The sequence below is a fragment of the Bacillus sp. 5B6 genome, assembly GCF_000259405.1.
Taxonomy (GTDB): Bacteria; Bacillota; Bacilli; order Bacillales; family Bacillaceae; genus Bacillus; species Bacillus velezensis.
In genome coordinates this window covers 2842227-2860026 of the sequence record NZ_AJST01000001.1, presented here as the reverse complement: position 1 = coordinate 2860026, position 17800 = coordinate 2842227, and the positions used below count along the sequence as shown (strand labels likewise).

21 protein-coding genes are annotated in these 17800 nt (G+C 46.7%); 17 read left to right on the top strand and 4 right to left on the bottom strand.

Features of this window, described 5'->3' with window-relative positions; genetic code table 11:
- Positions 1-85 precede the first annotated feature (85 nt).
- From MY7_RS13545 to MY7_RS13520, 6 genes are all read left to right on the top strand, one after another.
- Positions 86-658, top strand: coding sequence for a hypothetical protein (locus tag MY7_RS13545; protein ID WP_007613520.1), 573 nt, complete (start codon positions 86-88; stop codon positions 656-658).
- Positions 659-725: 67 nt separating this feature from the next.
- On the top strand, positions 726-1061 hold the full coding sequence (locus MY7_RS13540) for an uberolysin/carnocyclin family circular bacteriocin (protein WP_003151973.1): 336 nt from the start codon (positions 726-728) through the stop codon (positions 1059-1061).
- 82 nt (positions 1062-1143) lie between these two features.
- The gene (locus MY7_RS13535; RefSeq protein WP_007613516.1) at positions 1144-2799 is read left to right on the top strand and encodes a hypothetical protein; all 1656 of its coding nucleotides are present in this window, start codon (positions 1144-1146) and stop codon (positions 2797-2799) included.
- Positions 2792-3496: an ABC transporter ATP-binding protein gene (locus MY7_RS13530; RefSeq protein ID WP_007613514.1), complete on the top strand. Its 705-nt coding sequence runs from the start codon at positions 2792-2794 to the stop codon at positions 3494-3496. Before MY7_RS13535 ends, MY7_RS13530 begins: the two co-directional genes overlap by 8 nt.
- Complete coding sequence (locus MY7_RS13525) at positions 3493-4020, top strand: stage II sporulation protein M (RefSeq protein WP_007613511.1); 528 nt, start codon at positions 3493-3495, stop codon at positions 4018-4020. Before MY7_RS13530 ends, MY7_RS13525 begins: the two co-directional genes overlap by 4 nt.
- Positions 4021-4036: 16 nt before the next feature.
- Positions 4037-4258, top strand: coding sequence for a DUF5970 family protein (locus MY7_RS13520; RefSeq protein ID WP_003151978.1), 222 nt, complete (start codon positions 4037-4039; stop codon positions 4256-4258).
- A gap of 61 nt (positions 4259-4319) precedes the next feature.
- Here MY7_RS13520 and guaC read toward each other — a convergent pair whose 3' ends face one another.
- Positions 4320-5300, bottom strand: coding sequence for a GMP reductase (guaC, locus tag MY7_RS13515; RefSeq protein WP_007613509.1), 981 nt, complete (start codon positions 5298-5300; stop codon positions 4320-4322).
- A 217-nt stretch (positions 5301-5517) separates the two neighbouring features.
- Here guaC and MY7_RS19770 point away from each other — a divergent pair, with 217 nt between their 5' ends.
- Entirely contained in the window at positions 5518-5661 is a 144-nt protein-coding gene (locus MY7_RS19770) for a hypothetical protein (RefSeq protein ID WP_003151982.1), read from the top strand.
- A gap of 40 nt (positions 5662-5701) precedes the next feature.
- On the opposite strand, the gene yumC is transcribed toward MY7_RS19770, so the two are convergent.
- A complete protein-coding gene (gene yumC / locus MY7_RS13510) occupies positions 5702-6697 on the bottom strand; it encodes a ferredoxin--NADP reductase 2 (RefSeq protein ID WP_007613496.1) in 996 nt (331 codons plus the stop codon).
- Between the two features lie 311 nt (positions 6698-7008).
- On the opposite strand from yumC, the gene MY7_RS13500 reads away from it, so the two are divergent.
- The 4 genes from MY7_RS13500 to MY7_RS13490 all read left to right on the top strand — a co-directional run bounded on the left by MY7_RS13500 (position 7009) and on the right by MY7_RS13490 (position 9659).
- A complete protein-coding gene (locus tag MY7_RS13500; protein ID WP_029326014.1) occupies positions 7009-8229 on the top strand; it encodes an NAD(P)/FAD-dependent oxidoreductase in 1221 nt (406 codons plus the stop codon).
- 173 nt (positions 8230-8402) lie between these two features.
- Positions 8403-8528 (top strand): YuiA family protein, encoded by a 126-nt coding sequence (locus tag MY7_RS19615; protein ID WP_007408708.1) that lies wholly within the window; start codon positions 8403-8405, stop codon positions 8526-8528.
- Positions 8529-8596: 68 nt separating this feature from the next.
- On the top strand, positions 8597-8917 hold the full coding sequence (locus MY7_RS13495) for a YuiB family protein (protein WP_025285206.1): 321 nt from the start codon (positions 8597-8599) through the stop codon (positions 8915-8917).
- Between the two features lie 100 nt (positions 8918-9017).
- Positions 9018-9659 (top strand): 3D domain-containing protein, encoded by a 642-nt coding sequence (locus MY7_RS13490; protein WP_029326015.1) that lies wholly within the window; start codon positions 9018-9020, stop codon positions 9657-9659.
- A gap of 29 nt (positions 9660-9688) precedes the next feature.
- Here MY7_RS13490 and MY7_RS13485 read toward each other — a convergent pair whose 3' ends face one another.
- On the bottom strand, positions 9689-10165 hold the full coding sequence (locus MY7_RS13485; RefSeq protein ID WP_014418782.1) for a divergent PAP2 family protein: 477 nt from the start codon (positions 10163-10165) through the stop codon (positions 9689-9691).
- A gap of 147 nt (positions 10166-10312) precedes the next feature.
- On the opposite strand from MY7_RS13485, the gene MY7_RS13480 reads away from it, so the two are divergent.
- Both MY7_RS13480 and MY7_RS13475 read left to right on the top strand, forming a co-directional pair.
- Positions 10313-11803, top strand: coding sequence for a leucyl aminopeptidase (locus MY7_RS13480; RefSeq protein ID WP_007613484.1), 1491 nt, complete (start codon positions 10313-10315; stop codon positions 11801-11803).
- Positions 11804-11935: 132 nt separating this feature from the next.
- A complete protein-coding gene (locus MY7_RS13475) occupies positions 11936-13264 on the top strand; it encodes a Na+/H+ antiporter NhaC family protein (protein WP_007613482.1) in 1329 nt (442 codons plus the stop codon).
- A gap of 46 nt (positions 13265-13310) precedes the next feature.
- On the opposite strand, the gene MY7_RS13470 is transcribed toward MY7_RS13475, so the two are convergent.
- Positions 13311-13904: a biotin transporter BioY gene (locus MY7_RS13470; RefSeq protein ID WP_003151994.1), complete on the bottom strand. Its 594-nt coding sequence runs from the start codon at positions 13902-13904 to the stop codon at positions 13311-13313.
- A gap of 98 nt (positions 13905-14002) precedes the next feature.
- Between MY7_RS13470 and MY7_RS13465 the strand changes: the two genes are divergently transcribed.
- The 4 genes from MY7_RS13465 (at position 14003) to dhbC (ending at position 17785) form a co-directional block, all read left to right on the top strand.
- Entirely contained in the window at positions 14003-14599 is a 597-nt protein-coding gene (locus MY7_RS13465; protein ID WP_007613477.1) for a sulfite oxidase-like oxidoreductase, read from the top strand.
- Between the two features lie 175 nt (positions 14600-14774).
- A complete protein-coding gene (locus tag MY7_RS13460) occupies positions 14775-15644 on the top strand; it encodes an alpha/beta hydrolase (protein ID WP_007613475.1) in 870 nt (289 codons plus the stop codon).
- Between the two features lie 135 nt (positions 15645-15779).
- Positions 15780-16565, top strand: a complete 786-nt coding sequence (locus MY7_RS13455) for a 2,3-dihydro-2,3-dihydroxybenzoate dehydrogenase (RefSeq protein ID WP_007613474.1) — start codon at positions 15780-15782, stop codon at positions 16563-16565.
- A gap of 23 nt (positions 16566-16588) precedes the next feature.
- Positions 16589-17785 (top strand): isochorismate synthase DhbC, encoded by a 1197-nt coding sequence (gene dhbC, locus MY7_RS13450; protein ID WP_007613473.1) that lies wholly within the window; start codon positions 16589-16591, stop codon positions 17783-17785.
- The last annotated feature ends 15 nt before the right edge of the window (positions 17786-17800 follow it).

The window sequence follows — 17800 nt, the reverse complement described above, 5'->3', positions numbered from 1 at the left end:
AAAGGATATTGATTTTTTGATAGGATTAAACTAAATTGTAAAAGTATAGAATAGTTAATTTATTTTGTAAGAAAAGGATGATAATATGATAGGTCAATTGAGCAATAAAAAAATATTTTTAAGTTCTTTTTTCATCATTTTGATCTGTTCATTACTCTTCCAATTCAGTATTTCAGATAAAGTTCTGCAGTCGTATTATTCTTCCGTCGGAGAAAGTACCTATGATATCGGGGAGAAAAGTGTTCGTACGATTGTCATGTTTCTGCAAGGGTTTATGATCTTCACAACTTTTGTGGAAATTCTGATAGGCGGATTTCTGTTATTCGTTGCCGCTTTTATTCTCGGTACAAAAAAACCGAAAAAAATATATTTGCTTCTATATACACTGACTTCTTTAATCTCGGCATTTAAAATGTTAATTCTTTCAGTTGTTAATTACTTAACGGCTGATTCCTCGCTTATATATTCTGCCGGCGGCACCAGCTTGAGTCTGCAGCTGCTGGACCCATTTCTGCTCATATCAATCGCGGCTCTTTATGCTGCCGCAGGAAAACTGACCGATCTCAGTAAAGGCAAGAGAATCATTTTGACTGGATGTTTTGTTTTACTAAAACTCTTTACTATTTTCTTAAACTATTTTATGGCGGATAAAATTTAGCTCGGGAGAGAGTCAATTAAGCTGAATTTTATTATAAATTAAAAAAACAGAGTAGGGAGATGTTATGATGAACTTAGTAAAATCTAATAAAAAGTCTTTCATTTTGTTTGGCGCGGCTCTTGCTGCAGCAACATTGGTTTATGCACTATTATTAACGGGAACTGAATTAAACGTGGCGGCGGCTCATGCATTCTCAGCCAATGCTGAATTAGCTTCGACTCTCGGCATCTCTACAGCAGCAGCTAAAAAAGCAATTGATATTATTGATGCGGCATCAACAATTGCTTCTATCATTTCTCTTATCGGTATCGTTACAGGCGCAGGCGCAATTTCTTATGCAATCGTTGCAACAGCAAAAACAATGATTAAGAAATACGGCAAAAAATACGCAGCTGCTTGGTAAAATCGATCAATAAATAATTGCTCTTTTTGTACAAGCTGCAAAAAGAGCCTCTCTCCCAAATACATATGTAAGGATTGAAAGTATGATAGTCAAACAAATTGCGGCTCTTATCAAATATAATACCCTGTCATCGTTTCGAAAAAGAAAGGAAGATTGGGGCATTCCTCAACTCAACAGCAAACTGCTGTCTGCCATTATTATTTCTCTGTTATGTTTATATCTCGTTTTCCTGGGATGCGGTGTTGTATTCGGGACAAAACTGATTCAGCTGCCCCTAAGCGCATGGGGGCAATTTGTTTTAATCGCCGTTTCACTTGAGCAGCTTTTTTGGGCTGCCGGCTTCTTTAAAGAACATCACAATGCCTTTCTGCTGGATACGCGCAAGGTCATTCATCAATTAAAAAAGGTGCGTTTTTTACAGCTGTTTTCTGTTTTTGCCGGCCAGGCGATCAAAAAAACCATTTTCGTATGGTATCTTTTTGTTTTTCCGGTCTTTTTGTTTTTATCAAGCGCAGGCATGACCGGGTCTGCGGCGATCATCGTATTTTTCTTGGGCTTCGTTTATTTTCTTCTCAATTTATTTTTATCTATGCTGTTTTCTTATGTTGTTTATCTTCTTACAAATATGTGGAGCAAATTGTTTTACTTGAAAATCATGAAAGGCGTTTTATTCAGCGTCAGCCTGCTGGTTCCGCTTGCAGTCGGGTATGCCTTTTATCTTCTCGTGTTTGGGGAGTATACCGCAAAGGATATTTCAAGCTTTACGGAGTCACCGGCTTTCCGGAACATCCTCATGAATACGCCGTATGTATGGTTAGCATTCCGCTCACATTCCGTGCTCATTTTCGCTGCGGTGTTTGCGGCCGCCGTCCTTTTAACGGCGGGAATGTTTAAACTGTGGTCGGCCACCCTGAAGAAAATGGACCTTATTCCTTATATGTTTTTGACAAACGCAGATTTTGCGCCAAAGCTGAAATTATATAGAAATAACAAAATATTTCATGCCGTTTTTCAAAAGGATCTGCTGTTCTTATCGAGAATTGACGGGTTTTTTATCAGGAATTTCGGCAGTATGCTGTATTTGTTCATGCTGTTTTTAGGTTTTTGTATTCCGCTTCTATCGCATCACTTTATCGGGTATTCGGCAGCTGCCATCGTGTCTGCGGCGGTTATCATTGCGAACTTTTCGTATCAGCTCGTCGGAGATGCGCTCAAAACAGTATTGTCAGTTGACGGCGAAATAAAAAATCAGCATTTGTTTCACCGGAATATCAAACATGCGTGGCAGCTGGTGTTTCCGAAAGTATGTATTTATAATCTCGCCGCTCTTATCTATTCGTTCATCATCACCATTTTGATTACGGTGTTTTTTCCGTCTTCCGCGGCGCTGACGATCTACTTGTTTATTGTGTTTTTATGTTCGGGTTTTTTATACAGTCTTGTCCAGATTTCAAGCACCGCCTTGTATCCTAAGAAAAACTGGGAGCATCTGTACGAAATTGGAGAAGCGGGGAAAGCAAAGACGTATAACAACTTATACAGTTCTTTCATTTTCATTGTGTCGCTTCAAATCGCTGCGATCACGTCGTATTTTATCTATAAAAAGCCGGAACTTGAAACGATGCTTATTCATTCTGCATCAGGTATTTTTGTCCTGTTCACACTATTAAACTATGGAGTCATGTTTCTGTTTCTTCGCAGAATCAATATGGCGGAAAGGTTTGCGAACAATGATTAAATTAGTGAATATACAAAAAAATTATAGTGAAAAACAGGTGTTGAAAGATATTTCGTTTGAGGTGAAAAAAGGCTCAATCTATGCTTTGCTGGGGACTAATGGAGTCGGGAAAACAACGACTTTGAAAATCATTTCGGGCCTGCTTAAACCGACTTCAGGCCGCGTCATGATTGACGGCAAGGAACTGGATTCAGAAGAGGGGGGGCAAATATCGGCTGATATCGGTTTTGTGCCCGACCATGCTTTTTTATATGATTACTTAACGGGAGTCGAATACTTGCGTTTTACAGCGGAGATGTTTCAAGTGCCGTCTCAGCGGACAAATGATTATATAAAGAATATGTTAGAGACGCTGAAGCTTGCTCAAGACGGAAATCAGCTGATTAAAACATATTCACATGGAATGAAACAAAAATTATCAATTGCGGCCGCGCTCATTCATCAGCCAAAGATATTAATTCTTGACGAGCCGCTGACGGGTATTGATTTAATCAGCGGTAAAACGATACGGACGTTATTAAAGGAGTACGTCAAGCAGGGAAATACGGTCCTGTTATCGACCCACCTGCTGGAGCTGGCGCATTCGCTGTGCGATACGATCGGTATTATACATGAAGGCGTTTTTGCGGCGGAGTATCAGTCATCCGAGCATTCATTAGAAGAGATTGAAGAATTGGCTGAGAGTATCTATACATGATGAACCGCATGTTGCCGGCAATCAGAACGTCCGCCATTCCGTTAACCGCGTCATTGCTGTTTTTTTCAGGCGGTGTGATCGCTGCGTTTTTTTTCGATCACTTTGTTTCAACCGCGTCTTACAACGGCTCGTCAGGCGCGGTTGAACTGCTGAAAAACAATGCAATCGCTTGTCTGTTTTTAGCCGCGGGTTTTTTTACCTTTGGGTTGACCTCAATCTTTTATTTATTCACCAACGGGTTTATTTTAAGCGGCTCTATTATAGAAAATCTGCATAGCGGAGTTCCTTTTTATCAGATTTTTTTACTGCTAATTCCTCATGGTATATTTGAAGTTCCTGCGTTATTATTAAGTGGCGCCATTGGTTTTAAGGGCGTTGAATTGGTCATCAGGCTGTGTTTTTCTAAGAAAAAAAAGATAATGGCTTCAATGTTCAGGCATATTGGAATATTGGTGCTCATAATTATTTGTCTGCTGATCGCCGCTGCCATTATTGAAGCTTACATCACACCAATTTTTAAGTAAAAGGGGCAGAAATCATATGAGAAGTAAATTATCATTAATCGGTGTGCCGATTGTTATGATTATCGGTTATATCATTTCTTTATCCTTTGAGTGGCTGTTTCCTGTTCTTACTTTTGGGGTGGCAGGACTATATCTCTTTATATTTGCACCGGTGCAAAATAAATTCATTCGTTACATCTTTTTGTTTATTTTTGTGATTAATCTGTTGGCCAGTGCGGCTCTTTATTTCGGTATTTAATAAAAAAATGACATTCATATTGAATGTCATTTTTTTTATCTTCGAGCGGCTCTGCTGTGTGTTAAAATCTGTCGCCGTTGAAAATAGAGTTTTTTACGATCACGTAGTCGACATTGCGGATGGCTTCGAGTGTATTGCCGCCGGCGTAAGAGATGGAAGATTGCAGATCCTGCTCCATTTCAATCAGCGTGTCCTGTAAAGACCCTTTATGTTCGACATGCATTTTTTTGCCCTCGACGTTTTTCTTTTCGCCTTTTTGAAATTCGGAAGCGGAGCCGAAATATTCTTTGTACAGCTTGCCGTCGATTTCGATCGTTTGGCCCGGTGATTCCTCGTGGCCGGCGAATAATGATCCGATCATGACCATAGACGCGCCGAACCGGATGGACTTCGCGATATCACCGTGCGTGCGGATGCCGCCGTCGGCTATGATCGGTTTGCTCGCCGCTTTTGCGCACCAGCGAAGCGCGGCTAATTGCCACCCGCCGGTTCCGAAGCCGGTTTTAATTTTGGTGATGCAGACTTTCCCGGGGCCGATTCCCACTTTTGTCGCGTCGGCGCCCGCACGTTCCAGCTCCCTTACGGCTTCAGGCGTCCCGACATTCCCTGCGATGACAAAGCTTTCCGGGACATGTTCTTTAATAAATTGAATCATGCTGATCACGGCATTGGAATGGCCGTGCGCGATATCAATGGTAATATAATCCGGCACAAGCTCCTGTGCTTTCAGCTCCCGGATGAATTCGTAATCATTTTCCTTCACGCCGACACTGATGGAAGAAATCAGTCCGCGCGCTTTCATATCCCGGACAAAAGCCAGGCGTTTTTCCGGCTCGAAGCGGTGCATGATATAAAAATACGCGTTTTCCGCGAGCCAGGCCGCGATGTTTTCATCTATAATCGTCTGCATGTTGGCCGGCACGATCGGAAGTTTAAACGTGTGTCCGCCCAATGTAACTGATGTATCACATTCAGATCGGCTATCCACAATGCATTTTGCAGGAATCAGCTGAATATCTTCGTAATCAAATACATTTTCCATATATAACACCCCTAAAAGCGAATAATAGAATTAAATAAAATTAAAATGTTCGTCTTTTTATAATGTACTTTGTTTTGTCAGGAATGTCAAATGATTTCATGCTGCCTCATATGCGGTCAGCTTGTCATCCATTTGCAGTTTGGTTATCATAGTAGTATTGGGTGTTGTAAGACATTTGTTACGATAGATAGATTTGCAGAAGAAGGGAGGGGCCGGTGTGGAACAAAAACAGCCCGGGCACAGCCCGAAAGCCCAGAAAATTCAGGACCGGATTATTTTAGGCACGATTTGGGTCGTGTCGGCGCTTGTCATTGCGCTCGTTGTCGGAACCGTCATGAATTATATTTGGATGTTTAAATAAAAAAGGGTCTGTGCCGGTATGACACAGACTCTTTTTTATATTATTTTTCAAACATACTTGTAGAATGCAGAGGCTGGACGCGCGCTTTCGGGTCCATGTAAGCCTTCGCGTTATTCACGGCTGTCGGAGCTTCGCCGAAACCGCTGGCGATCAGCTTGACTTTGCCTTCATATGTGCAGATATCTCCGGCGGCAAAGAAGCCTTCAATATTCGTTTCCATCGTGCTTTTGACGACGATGGAATTTTTCTCGATTTCAAGGCCCCAGTTTTTAATCGGGCCGAGAGAAGAAACAAAGCCGTAGTTTACGATCAGGTCATCAATTTCGATGATTTCTTTACGGTCGCCTTTCACTTCTTCGAGAACGAGCTGTTCGATCCGGTCTTCACCGACAAGTTCAGCGGGAACAAACGGTGTCAGCACGTTGACTTTAGAATTATGCAGGTTTTCGACACTGTGCTCATGCGCGCGGAATTTATCACGGCGGTGGATGATGCTGACTTCTTTGGCGATTGGCTCAAGCATGAGCGCCCAGTCAACCGCGGAATCGCCGCCGCCCAGAACGGCAACGCGTCTGCCTGCGAATTGATTGAGGTCGTCAATGAAGTAGTGCAGGTTTTTGCCCTCATATTGTTCCGCTGATTCCAGCTCAAGCTTTCTCGGCTTAAACGCGCCGTTTCCCGCGGTGATAATAACCGTTTTTGAATAATGTGTTTCTGAATTCGTGACAAGCTTAAACACACCGTCCGCCTGTTTTTCAACAGATTCAACGGCCTGCTCTAAGCAGATGGTCTGATCGAACTTTGCCATTTGCTCTTTTAAGTTGTTCACAAGTTCTTGGGCGCGGATTTTCGGGAATCCGGCTACATCATAAATATATTTTTCAGGGTACAGCGCGCTGAGCTGGCCGCCAAGCTGAGGCAGGCTCTCGATGATTTTGACGCTCGCCTGTCTCATTCCCCCGTAAAAAGCGGTAAACAGGCCGACCGGGCCGCCGCCGATGACCGTAATATCATAAACCTTTGAATCCTCTTGCATACCAAATTGCCTCCTAATTGAAAATTGTTATTAATTATAACATACAATTTAAAAGGATGACGAGTGCCGAAAACCGCCCGGCCGCTTCATTCTTGAAAAAAATTGCGTCCGCCGCTAAGATGGGGACAAATTCCAATCTGTTTTTTCCTGAATGTTTTGTGATTGTTCCGGATAGTATGGTGATATGCAGACATGTGCGGTTTTCTAAAAAATTTTATATTTCATTTCATAAAATCCCGCCAATAAGCTGAAGCTAATACAAATGTTGATTTGATTATGCGTCTAACAGCAAAAAAAAGAAGGTGGATGTGATGGCATTGAATAAACCCAAAATCGTGGTTTTAGGTGCAGGTTATGGTGGATTAATGACAGTAACAAGGCTTCCGAAGCATATCGGGGCAAATGACGCTGACATTACTTTGGTCAATAAACACAATTATCATTATGAAACGACATGGATGCATGAAGCGAGCGCAGGAACGCTGCATCATGACCGCTGCAGATATCAAATAAAAGATGTAATCAATGAATCACGGGTCAACTTTGTGCAGGATACCGTAAAAGCGATAGATGTGCAAAATAAAAAGGTGACGCTTTCACAAGGGGACATCCCTTATGATTATCTCGTCATCGGGCTTGGCGCCGTCCCTGAAACATTCGGGATTAAAGGCTTAAAAGAATTCGCTTTTCCGATCGCGAATATTAATACGTCGCGCCAGCTGAAAGACCATATTGAGCTCCAATTTGCGACATACAATACGGAGGCCGAAAAACGCCCTGACCGCTTAACCATCGTTGTCGGCGGAGCGGGCTTTACGGGAATTGAATTTCTCGGTGAACTTGCGAACCGCAAGCCGGAGTTATGCAGATATTATGATATAGATGAAAGTCTCGTCCGGATCGTCTGTGTCGAGGCCGCCCCGACGGTTTTGCCGGGATTTGATCCGGAGCTTGTCGATTACGCCGTTCAATACCTTGAGAGCAAAGGCGTTGAATTTAAAATCGGCGCCGCGGTTCAAGAATGCCGCGCAGACGGTGTCACAGTCGGCAAGAAAGATGAAGAGCCGGAAGAAATCAAATCCCAGACCGTTGTCTGGGCGGCGGGCGTGCGCGGACATCCGATCGTGGAGGAAGCGGGTTTTGAAAATATGCGCGGCCGTGTCAAGGTCAACCCTGATCTTCGGGCGCCGGGATATGATGACGTTTTTATACTCGGCGACAGCTCGCTCTTTATCAATGAAGAGACGGAACGGCCGTACCCGCCGACTGCTCAGATCGCGATGCAGCAAGGAGAAACGGTCGCCAAAAATCTGAGCGGTTTGATTAAAGGAGGCCAGCTTGAAGAGTTCAAGCCTGACATTAAAGGAACCGTCGCCTCCCTCGGTGAGCATAACGCTGTCGGAGTCGTATACGGCAGGAAGCTCAAAGGCATGCCGGCGTCCTTTATGAAAAAGGTCATTGACAACCGATCGCTCTTTATGATCGGCGGGCTGGGCCTGACGCTGAAAAAAGGGAAGTTTAAATTCTTCTGAAAACCCGCGGCTGCGGGTTTTCTCTTCTTTTAAAAAAGAGCGCTATCAAAAGCATGTAAAAGAAAAAAAAGAATGTTTCCGCTTACATGAGTTGTTTTGTTACATATTCTGACTTGGTGCTTGACAAGTAAATATGATATATTATCAGAAAATTAAGAAAAAGGGTGATCCGCATGAAAACGACAGCAAAAAGCACGGCGGCGTGTCCGTTCTGCTCAGGTAAAGGGTATTTTCAATTGCTTCTTGGCGGCTCCGAAACATGTCCCTCCTGCCAGGGAAGCGGCAAAGAGAGACGATGACTTTTCCAGACGTTGACTTTTTTACCGCCCCCGAGGTACACTGAAAGTGCTGTAGGGGGTGGATGTTTGTGATTAGTTTGCCGGTTGTCCTGATCTCAATCGTACTATTTTTTGTACTGTTTTTCGGCATAGGCTTTCTGTTGAACATGCTGCTTAGAATGTCGTGGATTATGGCTGTTGTCTATCCGATTGTATGCCTTTTCATTATCAGCAATAAAAAGATGATCAGTTACGTGCAGGCGCCGGGGGAATCCTTTCAAAGCCTGTTTCAGCGTATCATGTCATTAGCGGTTGCGGATGTCGTGATTTTGGCGGGCGGACTGGCGGGAGCCATCACGTCAGGCATTGCCATAAAGGCGCTCAGAAAAAGAGGATATCAAATGTTTTAAGCCGCTTTCTTATTCGAGAAAGCTTTTTTTGTGTTGCGGCGCTTTTTGTATAGCACCTCACCGAGTTGGGAACAATGACTCGGAGGAGAGTGATTTTAGATTGACGATAATCAGACGCGTATTCATGATCGTGCTCTTTTTGGGCGCATGCCATGCGACATACTTTTCCATAACCGGTGTTGAAGCAAAGGATCTGACAAACTGGATGACCGAGCATCGCGGCGCCGTTTTGAAAAACATGGGCACTCCGTTTCAATCCTTACAGAATCAGCCGGAAAAGAAGGCATCAGGCAGGATAAAACCGCTGGAAGAAGCTTTTGACTGGGAACGCTATCCGTCACAAAAGGTGACGGCCACCGGTTATACCGCCGGAGCGGAATCTACCGGAAAATCTCCGGGTCATCCGCAGTACGGAATTACATATTCAGGCGTGAAGGTCAAACGCGATTTATATTCAACTGTTGCGGCCGATCCGTCTGTTTTCCCGATCGGGACGATTCTGTTTATACCGAATTACGGTTACGGGGTTGTCGCCGATACCGGCTCAAAAATTAAAGGCAGCCGCCTTGACCTCTACTTTGACACCGTCAAGGACGTCTATAACAATTGGGGCAAAAAAACACTTGAGGTCTACATGATTAAAAAAGGGAACGGCACAGTGACCGAGGACGAACTTGTAAAGCTGAACGAAACAAAGTCGATGCAAGTGTTCAGAAATCAATACAAAACGGTAAAAGAATAAAAACGCTTCAGCGGACGCTGAAGCGTTTTTTACATAAAGAGATAATCTAAAATCAATGTCAGCACAATACCGGTGACGCCGCCGAAGAACACTTCAATCGGCTGATGCCCGAGCAGTTCTTTCAGTTTCTTCTGTTTTTCCTTCTCTTCCGCTTTCTGAAAGTCCTTCGCTTCGCTGACAAACCGATTAAAGTCGATGACCAGTTTATTAATGACCGTCGCCTGTTCACCCGCATGCCGCCTGACACCTGTAGCGTCGAACATCGTAATGACGGCGAAAATCGCGGCGACTGCAAACAGGGGCGAGTCCAGCCCCTGTTGCAAAGCGACTCCGGTTGACAGCGCAGTGACGGCGGCGGAATGGGAGCTCGGCATGCCGCCGGTGCTCGTCACAAGAGACCAGTCAAGTTTTTTGGATACGATAAATTGAATAGGCACTTTTACAACTTGGGCAAAAATAATGGCGGCAAAACTCGCCAGTAAAGGAAAATTCATAAGTACATCCATATGCGACATCCTTTCTGTATCTGCTGATTCCGATCGTATCGAAAAACTGCAGAAAACGCCCTTAGTTTGGTAAAATAAAATCAATGAAAAATGTTTTTTCATTATACCACTTTACATAACAAATACCCACATAAGGAGTGTGTACTCATGTTTTATGCATCTGATCAACTGCGGCATCCCGAAACACTGGTCATCGGTCTTTTTCAAAAAAGCACGCTGAACGGATTTACGAAGGAATTGGATGATAAATTGGACGGTCATCTGACCCAGCTGTTAAAGGATGGTGATGTGTCCGCCAAACGCAATCGTGTATCAAAAGTATACCCTCCGGCTGCGACCGGTATGAAACGTATTTATTTTATCGGCCTGGGAAGAGAAGCGGATTATTCGTTTGAAGATACGAAAGAATGCTTTGCACGAGTATTTCAGCAGATTCATCAAGATAAAAAACAGGAAGTATCCGTTTTGCTCGATACATTCGTCTCCGGGGAAGTGCCTGCCGCCGATGCCGCTCATGCGCTTTCAGAAAGCTGTCTGCTTGCGGTTTACGAAGTGCAGGATTATAAACATAAATCAAATGAGCCGGATCAGGAACTGAAATCAGTCTGCGCCGTGACCGAAGAAGACCTGAGGGAAGTGCAGGCCGGCCTGAACGTCGGCGCGGCATACGGCCAAGGGACGAATTCAGCCCGCACGCTTGTAAATATGCCGGGTAATATGCTGACGGCCACCGATTTGGCATCATATGCCGCTGAGCTGGCGGCAAAATACGATTTCGAGTGTGAAATTTTAGAAAAAGATGAAATGGAAGAGCTCGGCATGGGCGGGCTGCTTGCTGTTAACAAGGGCTCATCCGAACCGCCGAAAATGATCGTTCTGAAGTATCAGGGCAAAGATCAGTGGGAAGACGTCATCGGCCTCGTCGGTAAAGGAATTACCTTTGATACGGGCGGATATTCAATTAAGCCGAAAACCGGCATCGTCGGCATGAAAAGCGATATGGGAGGAGCCGCTTCGGTATTGGGCGCGATGGAAATTATCGGCGAACTGCGGCCTGAACAAAATGTGCTCGCCGTCATACCGTCTACGGACAACATGATTTCGTCCGATGCCATGAAGCCGGATGATGTCATCGTTTCGCTCAGCGGAAAAACCATTGAGATTCTGAACACCGATGCGGAAGGGCGTCTCGTGCTTGCCGACGGCATCACATACGCCAAGCAGCACGGAGCCTCTGTCCTCGTAGACGTCGCAACGTTAACGGGCGGTGTCATTGTCGCCTTAGGAAATGAAATGACGGGCGCCATGACCAATCACGCCGCGTTTTATGAACAGGTGGCGGAATCGGCGAAAGAATCCGGCGAGCCGATCTGGCAGCTTCCGATTACAGAAAAGGATAAAAAACGGGTGAGAAACAGTCAGATGGCTGATTTGAACAATTCTCCGGGAAGAGAAGGCCACGCGATTATGGCGGGGGCATTCATTGGTGAATTCGCGGAAAACACGCCGTGGGTTCATCTCGATATTGCGGGAACCGCGACGGCGAATAAAGCGACATGCTTCGGCCCTGCCGGCGCAACAGGCGTCATGGCAAGGACGTTGGCTGTTTTGACTGAGCGCTTTACGCCCGAAAGATAACAGCATCCCGCTGCCTTGATGCAGCGGGGTTTTTGATTTCCAAAATCTTTAGTTGACTAAAGCGCAGAATATATGTTAACTTTAATTATCTACTACATTAGCAAACTAAAGGATTTTTGGAGGGACTCATCAATGAATGCTGTTGTTGTCGCAGTATTGCTTATGCTCGTCTTAAGCCTGCTGCGTGTCAATATTATTATAGCTTTAATGATCGGCGCGCTTGCCGGCGGGCTGACCGGCGGCTTAGGCCTCGGAGAGACGGTGAAGGCTTTTACGGACGGTCTCGGCGGAAATGCCACCGTCGCGGTCAGCTACGCGCTGCTCGGAGCATTTGCCGCGGCGCTGACAAAAACGGGGCTTCCCGATGCAATGGTGGAAGCGTCTGTCAAACTAATCGGAAAAAAGGAAGATTCGCGGAAAAAAGCACTGTCAAAAGTGTTAATCGTACTGATTATTTTAATCATATCCTGTTTCTCGCAAAACGTGGTGCCCGTTCACATTGCGTTTATTCCTGTATTGATTCCGCCGCTTTTAAAAATATTTAACGAACTTGAAATAGACCGCAGGCTGATCGCGTGTGTGATGACATTCGGACTGACTGCGCCGTATATCGTTCTGCCTGTCGGATTCGGACAGATTTTCCAGGGGATGCTGAGAGATAATATGGCGTCAGCCGGTTTAAAGGTGCCGCTCAGTGATATCCCGTATGCTTTAATCATCCCGACGGCCGGGATGGCGGTCGGTTTAATTTTAGCCGTCATCGTCTTCCGGAAACCGAAGAAATATGAGACGAAGGAGATTGCCGGACTATCGTCTTCTCCTTATACGAAAAAAAGCATTGCCATCGCCTTGATCTCCATTGCCGTGTCGCTTGCCGTTCAGCTCTATCTGTCACAAGTGCTCGGAGTGGAAGGTATGATCATGGGCGCGCTTGCCGGCTTGTTTACGCTGTTTATAAGCGGAGTCATGAAGCGCAATGAAGCGGATAAGCTGATCACGGACGGCATGATTCTGATGGCTTTTATCGGGTTTGTCATGCTTGTTGCGGCCGGTTTTTCAAATGTATTGAATAAAACGGGCGATGTGGCTTCCTTGGTCAAAGCATCAACAGGCTTTATCGGCCACAGCCAATCATTGGGCGCGCTCCTGATGCTGGTGGTCGGTTTATTAATCACGATGGGAATCGGATCATCATTTGCAACCGTACCCGTCATTACGACCATATTCGTTCCGCTGTGCGCTCAGCTCGGATTCAGCCCGATGGCGACGATCGCCGTAATCGGAGCGGCCGCCGCGGTCGGTGATGCGGGTTCTCCTGCAAGTGACAGTACGCTCGGCCCGACGTCAGGCCTCAGCGCCGACGGACAGCACCACCACATTTGGGATACGTGCGTACCGACATTTATTTTCTATAACATTCCGCTTGTGATATTCGGCTGGATTGCCGCGCTTGTTCTGTAAAAAAAGGCTCCCGGAAAGGGGAGCCTTTTTGTATGCTGAGAACATCTTACGCCGGATTTCTGCTGAACCCCGTCGCTTTATGAATTGACCTGTAAACGGCAGGCGCGATTGATGCCAATAACAGTGCTAAAATGATATCTTTTATGAAAAACCATATCATGTAAAACCAGGCCATTCCGTAGCTGATCGGAGCATGAAGCCATAATTTCAGCGCAATATACGTATAGGTCGTGCCAATGATATAAATGACGGCGGTACCGATCAAAGAGGCCCATGCATAATGCAGGCGGCCGGGTTTTTTTGTTTTTTCTAGCAGCCATCCGGCTGCAAATGCCGCCGGGATGTAAGCGAGAATAAATCCGCCGCTCTTTCCGATAAACGGCGCAAAGCCTGCTGAGAATTGGGCGAAAACAGGCGCCCCCGCGAGTCCGGCCAATGCGTATACCGTCATTGCGATGGCTGCCCGTCTGGCGCCGAGAAGCATCGCGGCTAACAGACAAAAGAAAGGCTGCAGCGATAACGGAATTCCCGCAACTTGCAAAAAAGGAGCCATTGATGTAATGTTGGCGCCGACGGCCATCAGTGCGGCAAACATGCCGATAAGCGCCATATCGCCCGCGCGAAGGTTGCGTTGTTTCATTTGTTTTTCCCCCTTACACTTGTACCAGATTAGCGTAATCGAAGGGTGATTGATTGTCAACAAAGATTTAATACAGGTTTACTAATGGAGGGAGCCATATGTTTTTCGGGAAAACGAAACCAACAAAACAGTCGGAACGGATTCCGCCAAACCAAAATGTCACAACGAAGTTTCCCGTGCTTCACGCCGGAAATGTTCCTTATTATGAAGATATGTCAAAATGGAACCTGCAAGTGTACGGGCTTGTTGACCGTCCTATACTGTTAAGCTTTGAAGATATCAAAGCCTTTCCTGAAGCCGAAGTGAAAAATGATATTCATTGCGTCACGGGCTGGTCCCGTCTTGATAATATCTGGCAGGGAATACGCGCCAAAGACATCGCTGAGAAAGCGGACGTGCACAAAGAAGCGGGATTCGTCATTCTGCACGCTGAAGAGGGCTGGACGGCCAACCTGCCGCTTTCTGATTTTACGCGGGAAACATCCCTGCTGGCATATGCGCATAACGGCGAGCCGTTAACGCCAGAGCACGGCTATCCGCTCAGAGGCGTTTTCCCCCACCTTTATTTTTGGAAAAGCGCCAAATGGCTGCGCGGCATTCAGTTCACAAAGGAAAACCACCCCGGCTTTTGGGAGAAAAACGGCTACCATATGAGGGGAGATCCATGGAAGAATGAGCGCTTTACATGGGATTAAGCCCCTATCACTATATAGTTCTTAGGTACCTTATTGAAATAAGGTGCTTTTTTTATATCAAAAATCCATTGACTTTGTTTGGCAAAAAACCTATTATTTGAGGTGTCTTTTGATATTGAAAATCATTATCAATAAGCATAGATAAAGCAATTGCCGCAAAGGGGATGAACATATAATGGACGGAAAACAAATAAAGCGGGGTTTCACGCCGGCCGGCCGATACGCGGTTCCGGGCACAGAAGTAAGAGAAATTCGCTCTAAAGGAGGCCGTACGTATCGTATCTTTGTCTCTTTTCCTCAGGAAGAACCGCCTGCATCCGGTTTCCCCGTCATATACCTGCTCGATGCGAATTCCGTATTCAGCACAATGGCCGAAGCTTTGCGGGTGCAAAGCCGACGGCCTGAAAAAACAGGCGTTGTTCCGGCGGTGATTGTCGGAATCGGCTACCCGACAGATCAGCCGTTTTCCGCCGAACGTCACAGTGATTTTACGATGCCGCTTTCTGAATCAGAACTGCCGGTGCATCCGCACGGCGCGGCATGGCCCGAACAGGGAGGGGCGGAAGCGTTTCTGAGTTTTATAGAAGAAGAAGTAAAGCCCGCGATGGAGCGGGATTATCCGATCGACAGAGGCAGGCAGACGATTTTCGGCCATTCGCTGGGCGGTCTTTTTGTGCTGCAAGTGCTTTTGACGAGGCCGGACATGTTTCAGACCTATGTTGCCGGGAGTCCGTCAATTCACTGGAACAAGCGTTTTATTCAGGAAAAAGCGGAACGTTTGTCAGACCGGCTCTCTGCGGAAAATCTTCAAGTCAGCGTATTGCTGGCTGCGGGAGAAATTGAAAAAACACATAAAAGCAGAATCCCGCAGCACGCAGAGGCGCTGTACTCTTTATTATCCGGATTTGAAGATGATGGAGTCCGTACTGAATACAGCGAGTTTGAAGGAGAGGGTCATATTTCTGTCCTGCCCGTTTTAATCAGCAGGGCCCTGCGTTTCTGCCTGAATCCGGGAGGGCCGCATACCCCGTATTCTCCCGCATGAGAAAAAACAGGCCCTTCGAACTAAATGCGGCTGATTCTAATTTTCTAATTGACTGCGTGTTTTGATTTGGATATGATTGTCTTGAATCATAATTGATAATGATAATCATTATCAATATAGAAAGGGAATGATAATATGGACGCATTGGGAATGAAAGGGAAAACGGCCGTTGTCACCGGCGCCGCTCAAGGCATCGGAGAAGCAACAGCGCTTGCCCTTGCTGAACAAGGCGTAAATGTGGCAGCTATAGATACAAATGAAGACCTGCTTCTCGGGCTTACTGACAGACTCCGGAAAAAAGGCGTGCAGGCGCAGGGGTTTGCCGCAGATGTATCTGACAGTGCGGCTGTCAATGATATCATCGCCGCCGTTGAACGCGACATGGGGCCTATTGAAATATTGGCGAACGTTGCGGGCGTGCTGCGGCCGGGTCCGGTGCAATCCCTCAGTGATGAAGATTGGGATCAAACATTTTCAGTTAATACGACCGGCGTATTTCATGTGTCGCGGGCTGTAAGCCGGTACATGATTGAGCGGAAAAAGGGCGCCATCGTTACGGTCGGTTCGAATGCAGCCGGCGTTCCGCGTGCTTCCATGGCGGCTTATGCGGCGTCAAAAGCGGCTGCCGCCATGTTTACGAAATGCCTCGGACTGGAGCTTGCGGCCCATCATATCCGCTGCAACATCGTATCTCCGGGTTCAACGGAAACCGACATGCAGCGGGCGCTGTGGCAGGACGAGAACGGAGCCCGGGACGTCATCAGAGGTTCGCTTGATACATATAAAACGGGAATTCCGCTTCAAAAGCTGGCGAAGCCTTCTGATATTGCAAATGCCGTTTTGTTTCTGGCTTCTGAACAGGCAAACCATATTACGATGCATGATTTATGCGTTGATGGCGGCGCTACTTTAGGCGTTTGATTTAACGAGAAGGAGGGACAAACATGACAAATCAACATGTATTGACGGAAGTGTCTGCAAAAGAGGTGCTGGACGCTTACAAGCCCGGGGCGTTCTTTTTAGCTTCCCCGAAAAGTACGATGCTTGCGGAAGGAATGTTTGCGGAAGTGCCTGATACAGACACGGAAAATCAGCTGGATTCACTGCCTGAACGCGTGAGACAGACGCTTCTTGAGGTAAAGAAAGCCGGCATCAAACATCCGATTGCGGCCGGCGCCATTCCTTTTGACGGCAGAAAAGCTTCCCGGCTTTTTGTACCGAAGAATGTCCATACGGCAGGCTCGCTTTCGTTTGCGGAATCTTCCGCAGAAAAGCCGCAATCCAATACATATGACATCCGTCCCGTTCCGGAGCCTGAGGGCTTTATGAGCGGTGTGGAACAAGGCGTATTCAACATTACGGACGGTCCGCTCAGCAAAATCGTGCTGTCAAGGACGCTTCATCTGACCGCTGAAAAGGATATCGACATTCCTCAGGCCGTCAAGCATTTGGCGCAGCACAACCCGCGCGGCTATACATTCGCTGCGGATGTGACGGGAACGTCAGAAACAAGAAAAACGCTTTTCGGCGCAAGTCCTGAACTGCTGCTGTCCAAAAACGGAACATCGATTCTGTCCAATCCGCTGGCAGGTTCCAGACCACGCAGCACAGATCCCGCCGAGGATCAGAGAAGAGCGGAAGAACTGCTGCAATCAGCAAAAGATCTGCATGAACATGCCGTAGTTGTGGCCGCCGTGGCCGCCGCCCTTAAACCGTTCTGCCGTGTGCTTGATGTGCCGGAAAAACCGTCACTCATTAAAACTGAGGCGATGTGGCACCTGTCCACCGAGGTAAAGGGAGAGCTTCGTGATCCGTCAACGACATCGCTTGAGCTGGCCATCGCCCTGCATCCGACGCCCGCGGTATGCGGAACGCCGACGGATGCGGCGAGAGAAGCGATTCAGGATATTGAGCCGTTTGACCGCAATTTCTACACGGGAATGGCGGGCTGGTGTGATGCTGAAGGTGACGGAGAATGGATTATCGCACTCCGCTGCGCCGAAGCGGAAACAAGGTCTCTCCGGCTCTTTGCGGGTGCCGGGATTGTCGCCGGATCAAAGCCGCAGGATGAACTGGACGAGACATCGGCGAAATTCCGCACCATGCTCCGGGCGATGGGGCTTTACCAAGATGAGTTGTAAAAAAGGAGGGAACGG

Bases quoted from the DNA above. Each gene is read 5' to 3' on its own strand.
- MY7_RS13465 (WP_007613477.1), top strand. From the start codon at position 14,003: ATGTTTTTCGGGAAAACGAAACCAACAAAACAGTCGGAACGGATTCCG.
- MY7_RS13485 (WP_014418782.1), bottom strand. From the start codon at position 10,165: ATGGATGTACTTATGAATTTTCCTTTACTGGCGAGTTTTGCCGCCATT.
- guaC (WP_007613509.1), bottom strand. From the start codon at position 5,300: ATGGAAAATGTATTTGATTACGAAGATATTCAGCTGATTCCTGCAAAA.
- MY7_RS13540 (WP_003151973.1), top strand. From the start codon at position 726: ATGAACTTAGTAAAATCTAATAAAAAGTCTTTCATTTTGTTTGGCGCG.
- dhbC (WP_007613473.1), top strand. From the start codon at position 16,589: ATGACAAATCAACATGTATTGACGGAAGTGTCTGCAAAAGAGGTGCTG.
- MY7_RS13535 (WP_007613516.1), top strand. From the start codon at position 1,144: ATGATAGTCAAACAAATTGCGGCTCTTATCAAATATAATACCCTGTCA.
- MY7_RS13530 (WP_007613514.1), top strand. From the start codon at position 2,792: ATGATTAAATTAGTGAATATACAAAAAAATTATAGTGAAAAACAGGTG.
- MY7_RS13455 (WP_007613474.1), top strand. From the start codon at position 15,780: ATGGACGCATTGGGAATGAAAGGGAAAACGGCCGTTGTCACCGGCGCC.
- MY7_RS13525 (WP_007613511.1), top strand. From the start codon at position 3,493: ATGATGAACCGCATGTTGCCGGCAATCAGAACGTCCGCCATTCCGTTA.
- MY7_RS13475 (WP_007613482.1), top strand. From the start codon at position 11,936: ATGAATGCTGTTGTTGTCGCAGTATTGCTTATGCTCGTCTTAAGCCTG.
- MY7_RS13480 (WP_007613484.1), top strand. From the start codon at position 10,313: ATGTTTTATGCATCTGATCAACTGCGGCATCCCGAAACACTGGTCATC.
- MY7_RS13500 (WP_029326014.1), top strand. From the start codon at position 7,009: ATGGCATTGAATAAACCCAAAATCGTGGTTTTAGGTGCAGGTTATGGT.
- MY7_RS19615 (WP_007408708.1), top strand. From the start codon at position 8,403: ATGAAAACGACAGCAAAAAGCACGGCGGCGTGTCCGTTCTGCTCAGGT.
- yumC (WP_007613496.1), bottom strand. From the start codon at position 6,697: ATGCAAGAGGATTCAAAGGTTTATGATATTACGGTCATCGGCGGCGGC.
- MY7_RS13460 (WP_007613475.1), top strand. From the start codon at position 14,775: ATGGACGGAAAACAAATAAAGCGGGGTTTCACGCCGGCCGGCCGATAC.
- MY7_RS13545 (WP_007613520.1), top strand. From the start codon at position 86: ATGATAGGTCAATTGAGCAATAAAAAAATATTTTTAAGTTCTTTTTTC.
- MY7_RS13520 (WP_003151978.1), top strand. From the start codon at position 4,037: ATGAGAAGTAAATTATCATTAATCGGTGTGCCGATTGTTATGATTATC.
- MY7_RS13470 (WP_003151994.1), bottom strand. From the start codon at position 13,904: ATGAAACAACGCAACCTTCGCGCGGGCGATATGGCGCTTATCGGCATG.